We start from the raw sequence: 248 nt of genomic DNA on the forward strand, positions 1-248 counted from the left end.
CTGGGTATCTGCAATTGATTTCAACAAAGATTCTATTCTTTGGCAGTTAGGCATCACCAATAATATTGGTTATAAAAATTATTTCAATCACGCTCAAATTGAAAACGATATCATCTATATGTCAATGCAAATCAACGAATTAAATGGAGGTTACAAACAAGGATTTATTGGAATTGACACAGTTGGAAATTTAGTTTTAGGCAATTCAGTATACTTCCAAGGTAGAGATTTTCATACATCAAATGCAG

1 protein-coding gene is annotated in these 248 nt (G+C 31.5%); it reads left to right on the top strand.

Going from position 1 to position 248, the window contains the following annotated elements; translation table 11 throughout:
* Nucleotides 1-248: hypothetical protein (locus AC1RQI_RS17400; RefSeq protein ID WP_481905860.1), on the top strand; the 248-nt coding region annotated here is incomplete at both ends.

The sequence above is a fragment of the Salicola sp. AFF1 genome (assembly GCF_056783195.1).